The following is a 6,672-nucleotide window of genomic DNA, read 5'->3' on the forward strand; positions in this document are numbered from 1 at the left end:
TGACCTCAGGCTAGGCCTAAGGCGCCAGATGGAGGGCGCCGTAGGGGTTGTATTTGAACTCTTCCTCGTCGTAGGCGTCGACCGGCAGTAACTTGGCGCCACGGCGCGCCACGACCTTTTCGACACCCTCGGCGAAAACCTCCTCGGCAACAGTATCAATCATCGCGCTCAGCGCCAGTTCGTCGTCGGACAGGCTTCTTGGCGCGTGGACGTCGGGGATGCCGACCAGATGAAAGCCGATGCTGTAGAGATGTTCGGCGGTGCCGATCGGCCGCTTGCCGAAGGCGAGGCGGCAGGGGCGGGCCAGGGCGGCACCCCTCTTGTTCTCCGCGTCGTGGGCAAGCTGCTTCCACCTGGCAACGCCGTGTGCGACGCCGGCGCTCTCGCCCTTGGCGGCAACGATGCCATTTTCCAGTGCATGGACGACCAGCCGAAGCGCCGTGCCGGAGGTCTCCACGGCATCCTCGGCCGTCATCGCAGGGCCGAGCACATAGATCACTGAGCGGTGGTCGCCGACAGCCTCTTCGTCGTCTTTAGTCCACGCACCCTTCTGCACGCGATCCCAGCACACCTCGAAGGACATCGGCATGCGGTCATCCGGCGCGTCCTCGGAAAACGTATAGTCGATCTCGAAGCCGGGGGCGAAACTGTCGATCGCCGACTGGATCATGCCGCACAGCTCGGAGAAGGGCCGCTCTCCGCCGAGCAGGCAGAGCACGTGACGTGGTTTGACTTCGGAAAAGCTCATGGCCGCTGCCCTGATTGTTTGGTGGAGAGCTTTCGCAAGGACCACCGCAAGATGCAAGCCGTGCCGTCAGCCGTGAACCGGCCGTTGCGCCCGTGCGACGATGACGATGCCGATGAGCGAGACGGTGAGGCCGGCTGCCATGGCCCAGGAGAGGGGTTCGGCGAACATGACGAAGGCCCAGATCATCGTCACGGGTGGGCTCAGATAGAGGATCGCGGTGACGCGGGCGGGCGAGGATTTTTTGAGCGCGAGATAATAGAGGCTCCAGGCGCCGAAGGTGGCGATAAAGACCAGCCAGAGGATGCCGCCGACGAAACCCGGATCGAGAACAGGCAGCACGCGGCCTTCGTGCCAGGCGAAAAGGGCAAAGATCGCGGCCGCCGAAAGGCACTGGATGCAGAGGCTCTGATGCACCGGCATGGCGCCCGCCGGGCTGCGCTTCTGCAAAAGTGTCGCCAGCGCCAGCGACAGGGTGCCGAGCACCGGCAGGCCATAGGCCCAGAGCGGCACGTCGCCGAGATCGACCGACGAGCCGGAGGCAATGAGCACACCGGCAAGCCCGATGAAGGAGCCGAGCCATTGGCGGGGGTTAAGCGCCTGGCCGAGAATGGGCCAGGAGAGGATGGCGACCGCCAGCGGCAGCATGTCGGCGATCAGCGCCACGAGCCCGGTCGGCACGCCGTAGGAGATGGCGAGCGCAAAGCCGGCGAGATAGCCGGACATGGCGAGTGCGCCGAAGAGCATCTGCGGCACTGCACTCTTCAGCCGGATTTTCGGCCCGATCGTCAGCGCGAAGGGAAGCAGCAACAGGCCGGAAACGAGGCTGCGCCAGAGCAGGATCAGGAAAATCGGCGCGTGGTCGATCGCGAAGCGGATGCCGACGAAGCCGGCGCTCCAGGAGATCACCAGCGCCGCTTCGAGCAGGATCAGAATGAAGACCGCCAAGAACCGGTTTGCCTGGCGTTGGGGCAGCGCAGCAACGTCGCTCATCTCAAGGCTTCCGGCTCTTGAGCAATTCCAGGAAAAGTGCAAAACGGTTTTCCGTCCGGAATTGCGTAATTTCAAAGACTTAGATCATTTCAGTGTTTCGATGAAACAATGAAATGATCTAGCGGGTGTGGAGCGCCGCGTCGATCGCGGCATCGGATCGCTCAGGCTTGGCGCGGCGATGCCGCCCCGGCACCGGAACGGTCAGGACGAAGAGCGAGCCGACGATCAGGCCGATACCCACCCAGCCCTCGGCCGGCAGGCGCTCGCCGACGATGACGACCGCAAGCACGGCGGCAATGACCGGTTCGAGCAGCGACAGCGTGGTCGCCATGGTGGCCGACACGCGGGCGAGACCATAGGCGAAGAGCACATAGGCGACGAGCACCGGCACGAGCGCCATGTAGACGCCGACGGCGATGTTCGTCCACGACGCGAGCAGCGGCGCGCCGGTGAAGGCGAGCACCGGCAGGAGAGCCACGCCGCCGACGCCGAAGATCGAGCCCATGGCGGCGCGCGGCGGGATGCCCGCCTGCATCAGCCGGCGCGCTACCCAGGAATAGAGCGCATAGAGCAGGCCGGAGACGAGGCCGAGCAGAACGCCGTAAAGGACCACCGTCGCGTCCTGAGCGTTTCCGCCGCCGTGGCCGGCGCTTTCGGAAAAAGTGAGAAGCACGGCGCCAGCAAGGCCGGCGGCAGCGCCGAGCAGCCAGCGGGTCGTGAGCTTCTGGCCGTCGAAGATGCGCTCGATCAGCGAGGCTGCCAGCGGCGCCGCGCCGATGGAGATGACGGTGCCGATGGCGACGCCGGCGAGGTGCATCGAGCTGTAAAAGGCGAGCGGATAGATCGCGACCGAGAGCGAACCGAGGACCAGCATCGGCCATTGTGCAGCGATCCGGCTGCTGCTCTTGACGATCGAGTGCAGCGCCGTCAGCGCCAGGAGCAGGCCGCCGAAACCCATGGCGACGGCGCCGATGCCGAGCGGGCTGACACCTGAGGCAAAGGTGGCGGTGGTGCCGGTCGTGCCCCAGAGGGCGGAGGCGATCAGCACGCAGGCAAAGCCGACGAAAGAAACGGAATTCTGGGAGGTCATAGCTGGTCCATGATGGAGATGGCGATCCTGCGCGCGGATTTCAGCCTGATGTCGTTGCCGTCAAGGCCGGCGCGGGACATCGCGCCTTCGAGCAAGAAGGAGAGATGCTCTGCGGTTTCGTCGATCGCGGCCCCGGCGTCGGGCCGCATCTCGCTGAGATACTGCTTGAACAGCGTTTCGACCTCGTCCTTCTGCAGGGCGACGATGGCGCGGGCGGGGTCACCGACGGAAAGCTCGGCTGCGGCATTCAGCAGCCCGCAGCCGCGGAAGCCCCAGGAGTAAGCCATCTCGGCGTGGTCGACATAGCTATCGAAGATCGCCAGCACCCGGTCTCGCGGCGTTGCCGCGTGTGCCAGGCGCTCACGGTAAAGCTCCTGCCATTCCTTGTGCCGGGCCTCGATATAGGCATTCACCAGATCGGTCTTGGACGAGAAGTTGTTGTAGAGGCTCATCTTGGCGACGCCCGCATGCGCGGTGATTGCATCGATGCCGGTGGCACCGACCCCATCTCGATAGAACAATTCGGCCGCGGCCTTCAGCAGGCGCTCGCGCGCCGGCGCTTTCTCGCTCATCGCTTTCTCCAAAACGTTAGGTAGACCGATCTACCTAATTTGTCCTGATGTCAAGGGCCGGATGTAAGGGGCCGGATGCCAAGGGCGCTATGCCAAGGGCTCAATGCCAAGGCAGTGTCCGGTCTGAGGAGGAGCCGGCGATCACGGGCCTGGTTTTCTGATTTAGGTAACTGTTACGTACTTCCGCGGCGAAAAGGCGGGAGGTCTACTTCCCAGCGGTTCATCGCGGTGGAAAGATGCGGCCTGGCGTCACGCCGCATTGCGTTTCGCGCTTCAGATGGACATTGCCGAAAGTGAGGATCCACATGCTTCGGGTTGCCTTTACAGCGCTTGCGCTCCTTGCCGGAACGGCGAGTGTCGTCGCACAGGACGTTTCGCCGGAAAGTCTTCAGCGCCGCGCCGTCGAGCGCCGGGCGACGGAGGCGGTCATCTGGGGCATGCCGGCGGTCAACGCCGACCTGATGCTGCAGGAGGCGCTTTCGAAGACCAAGGCCAAGGTCAACGAGATCGTCTACTGGTCGCGGCCGGTCAACTGGAAGAACCAGACGCTGACGCCGAACCCGGACGCGATCTACTTCATGTCGTTCTGGAACGTGAAGGACGGGCCCATCGTCATCGAGATTCCGCCGGCCGAAGGCGGATCGATCGCCGGCAACATCGTCAACGCCTGGCAGATGCCGCTTGAGGATGCCGGGCCGGAGGGGGCGGACAAGGGCAAGGGCGGCAAGTACCTGATCCTGCCGCCGGACTACATGGGCGAGGTGCCGGAGGGCTTCATTCCGCTTCGCTCGGACACATTCACAGGTTTTGCGCTGCTGCGCTCTAACCTGAAGAGCCATGCCGACGCCGATATCGAAAAATCGGTCGCCTATGGCAAGAAGATCAAGATCTACCCGATGCCGGTGACCGACAAGCCGCCGGAAACGGTCTTTACAGACGCCTATGATGTGCTGTTCGACAGCACCATCCGCTACGATGCGAGATTCTTCGACAACCTGAACCGCGTCGTGCAGACGGAGCCCTGGCTCGAACGCGACCGGGTGATGATCGATCATCTGAAAACGCTCGGGATCGAGAAGGGCAAGCCCTACCAGCCAAGCGACGAGACGAAGAAGCTTCTCGACGCGGCGGCCGCCGAGGCCAAGGCCGAGCTTTCCGCACGCTATGACGCTGGCTTCCCTGTGATCAACGAGGGCATCCGCTGGTTTCCGGCCGGCCTGCCGGACATGGTGGCGGCCGCCACGGACGCCTATGCCGACCCGAACAGCTATCCGGTCGACGCCCGCGGCGTGACCTACACGCTCGGCTTCACCGGCATCAAGCATATCGGCACGGCGCAATTCTACCTGATGGCCAACAAGGATAAGGACGGCAACGCCTTCGACGGCAGCGCCAACTATCGCCTCATCGTGCCGAAGGATGCGCCGGTCAAGCAATACTGGTCGGTGACGGCCTATGACCGCGAGACCCATGCGCTGATCCGCAACATGGACAAGGCAAGCGTCGCCTCAATCGGGGAGGGCGTGAAGAAGAACGCCGACGGCTCGGTCGAGGTCTTCTTCGGCGCCAAGGCGCCAGCGGGCAAGGAGGCCAACTGGGTGCCGGTCGATCCGAGCCGCAAGTTCGAGCTGCTCTTCAGGCTCTACGGCCCGGAAAAGCCGCTGTTCGAAAAGAGCTGGAAGCTGCCCGATGTCGAGAAGATGAAGTGACGCGCCACTGCATGTTTCCTTTAATCGTATCCGATTAAAGGACAAAAACATGCAGCAATTCAAAGTGCTACAGCGACCTTTGCGCGTCTGATAAGACGCGCGGCGCTGTAGAAGAGGGCGCTGGCGCCAAACTTCTTGGAGCCCGGAGAGGGCCATGGGCTACGGCCGTTGACCCGGAGCGGCCGGGCTATACCTTTTGCCTGCGGCTCCGGCGCCTGTTGAATGCGCAAAGCCGATGCTGCCGTTCGTTTTGCCGCCTGTTCCAGAGGAGCGATCATGTGCGGACGCGTCTATCTGAAGACCAATCTCGAGGGATTGCTGCGCGCCTTCGGCTTTGCGACGCGCGGCGGCGTCGAAGCGCTCGCCAACCAGTTTCCGCGCTATAACGGCGCGCCGACGCTGATCTATCCAATCATCATCCGCGACGTGATCCGCGATCCCGATCTCTTCGGCCCGGTCTTCGTTTCGGCGCGCTGGGGGCTGATCCCGAGCTGGACGAAGGATCCGAAGGCAGGGCGGCCGCTCGTCAACGTGCGCAGCGACACGATCGCGACGAAGTTCCGTTCGTCCTATCAGCGGCGCCGCTGCCTGGTGCCGATCGACGGCTTCTTCGAGTGGAAGGACATTCACGGCACCGGCAAGGACAAGCAGCCCTATGCCATCGCCATGAAATCGGGCGAACCCTTCTGCCTTGCCGGCATCTGGGAGACATGGCGCGACCCGGCAACCGACGAGGATATCCGCACCTTCGCGATCGTCACCACCGATGCCAACGCCATGATCGCCGATATCCACGACCGCATGCCGATGATCCTTCACCCTGAGGACTACGAGCGCTGGCTTTCGCCAGAGCCGGAAGCGCCTGACCTGATGAAGCCGTTTCCGCCGGAATTGATGACGATGTGGAAGATCGGAAGCAAGGTGGGCTCGCCGAAGAACGATACGCCGGATATTCTCGATCCGGTGGAGTGAGAGAATCATCTTGCTGAAGAACGAAGACCCCGTTTACGTACTGTACTTGGTCGTACCTGTACTCGCCGCATTTCTGATCCGGGAAACCTATTGGTTCATCTGGTCATTGCGCTTTTACAAAGGCAATGGCTGGGATTTTACCGTCGATTTCGGGCCGAAGATGTACAAGGGAGATTCGACCGATCCTGACTTTGAGATGTCGCCTCGGGAAAAATTACTCTATGGCTATCCTATGGGCATACTTATTTGGGCTACCTTGTTATACGCCGCCTCGCTGACCTCGACTCTTTGGCCTTCCCAAAGCGCGATGAATCTGAATCTCTCGTGCAAACCGGAGGTCTGCGATGCGATCAGGGATTTCATTACGTGACGATTTTGATGGAGAAGGTCTGCGGCGACTGGCGCGGCAGACGAAGGACGCAGCCCAGGCACGACGTCTGTTGGCACTCGCGTCGATCTACGATGGAGGCTCGCGTTCCGATGCCGCCCGCCTCGGCAACGTCACGCTCCAAATTGTTCGGGACTGGGTCATGCGGTTCAACGAACGTGGTCCCCAAGGCCTGATCAATGGCAAGGCTCCCGGCCCGCAGT

8 protein-coding genes are annotated in these 6,672 nt (G+C 62.6%); 4 read left to right on the forward strand and 4 right to left on the reverse strand.

Annotated elements, in window-relative coordinates; all coding sequences use genetic code 11:
- Window positions 1–16: 16 nt before the first annotated feature.
- The 4 genes from BLU35_RS32750 to BLU35_RS32765 form a co-directional block, all read right to left on the reverse strand.
- Window positions 17–748 (reverse strand): hypothetical protein, encoded by a 732-nt coding sequence (locus BLU35_RS32750; RefSeq protein ID WP_286161708.1) that lies wholly within the window; start codon window positions 746–748, stop codon window positions 17–19.
- A 66-nt stretch (window positions 749–814) separates the two neighbouring features.
- Window positions 815–1,738 (reverse strand): DMT family transporter, encoded by a 924-nt coding sequence (locus BLU35_RS32755; protein WP_093236225.1) that lies wholly within the window; start codon window positions 1,736–1,738, stop codon window positions 815–817.
- A 118-nt stretch (window positions 1,739–1,856) separates the two neighbouring features.
- Window positions 1,857–2,828: a DMT family transporter gene (locus BLU35_RS32760; protein WP_176907543.1), complete on the reverse strand. Its 972-nt coding sequence runs from the start codon at window positions 2,826–2,828 to the stop codon at window positions 1,857–1,859.
- On the reverse strand, window positions 2,825–3,400 hold the full coding sequence (locus tag BLU35_RS32765; RefSeq protein WP_058327140.1) for a TetR/AcrR family transcriptional regulator: 576 nt from the start codon (window positions 3,398–3,400) through the stop codon (window positions 2,825–2,827). The genes BLU35_RS32760 and BLU35_RS32765 overlap by 4 nt, the downstream gene beginning before the upstream one ends.
- 305 nt (window positions 3,401–3,705) lie before the next feature.
- On the opposite strand from BLU35_RS32765, the gene BLU35_RS32770 reads away from it, so the two are divergent.
- From BLU35_RS32770 to BLU35_RS35410, 4 genes are all read left to right on the forward strand, one after another.
- Window positions 3,706–5,109 (forward strand): DUF1254 domain-containing protein, encoded by a 1,404-nt coding sequence (locus BLU35_RS32770; RefSeq protein ID WP_093236226.1) that lies wholly within the window; start codon window positions 3,706–3,708, stop codon window positions 5,107–5,109.
- A 276-nt stretch (window positions 5,110–5,385) separates the two neighbouring features.
- Window positions 5,386–6,081, forward strand: coding sequence for an SOS response-associated peptidase (locus BLU35_RS32775; protein ID WP_093236227.1), 696 nt, complete (start codon window positions 5,386–5,388; stop codon window positions 6,079–6,081).
- Between the two features lie 10 nt (window positions 6,082–6,091).
- Window positions 6,092–6,451, forward strand: coding sequence for a hypothetical protein (locus BLU35_RS32780; RefSeq protein WP_093236228.1), 360 nt, complete (start codon window positions 6,092–6,094; stop codon window positions 6,449–6,451).
- On the forward strand, window positions 6,426–6,672 hold a 247-nt coding region (locus BLU35_RS35410; RefSeq protein ID WP_143033039.1), incomplete at its 3' end, for a helix-turn-helix domain-containing protein. The genes BLU35_RS32780 and BLU35_RS35410, both read left to right, overlap by 26 nt.

The sequence above is a fragment of the Sinorhizobium sp. NFACC03 genome, from assembly GCF_900103435.1.
Taxonomy (GTDB): domain Bacteria; phylum Pseudomonadota; class Alphaproteobacteria; order Rhizobiales; family Rhizobiaceae; genus Ensifer.

Bases quoted from the DNA above. Each gene is read 5' to 3' on its own strand.
- BLU35_RS32765 (WP_058327140.1), bottom strand. From the start codon at position 3,400: ATGAGCGAGAAAGCGCCGGCGCGCGAGCGCCTGCTGAAGGCCGCGGCC.
- BLU35_RS32750 (WP_286161708.1), bottom strand. From the start codon at position 748: ATGAGCTTTTCCGAAGTCAAACCACGTCACGTGCTCTGCCTGCTCGGC.
- BLU35_RS32755 (WP_093236225.1), bottom strand. From the start codon at position 1,738: ATGAGCGACGTTGCTGCGCTGCCCCAACGCCAGGCAAACCGGTTCTTG.
- BLU35_RS32760 (WP_176907543.1), bottom strand. From the start codon at position 2,828: ATGACCTCCCAGAATTCCGTTTCTTTCGTCGGCTTTGCCTGCGTGCTG.
- BLU35_RS32770 (WP_093236226.1), top strand. From the start codon at position 3,706: ATGCTTCGGGTTGCCTTTACAGCGCTTGCGCTCCTTGCCGGAACGGCG.
- BLU35_RS32775 (WP_093236227.1), top strand. From the start codon at position 5,386: ATGTGCGGACGCGTCTATCTGAAGACCAATCTCGAGGGATTGCTGCGC.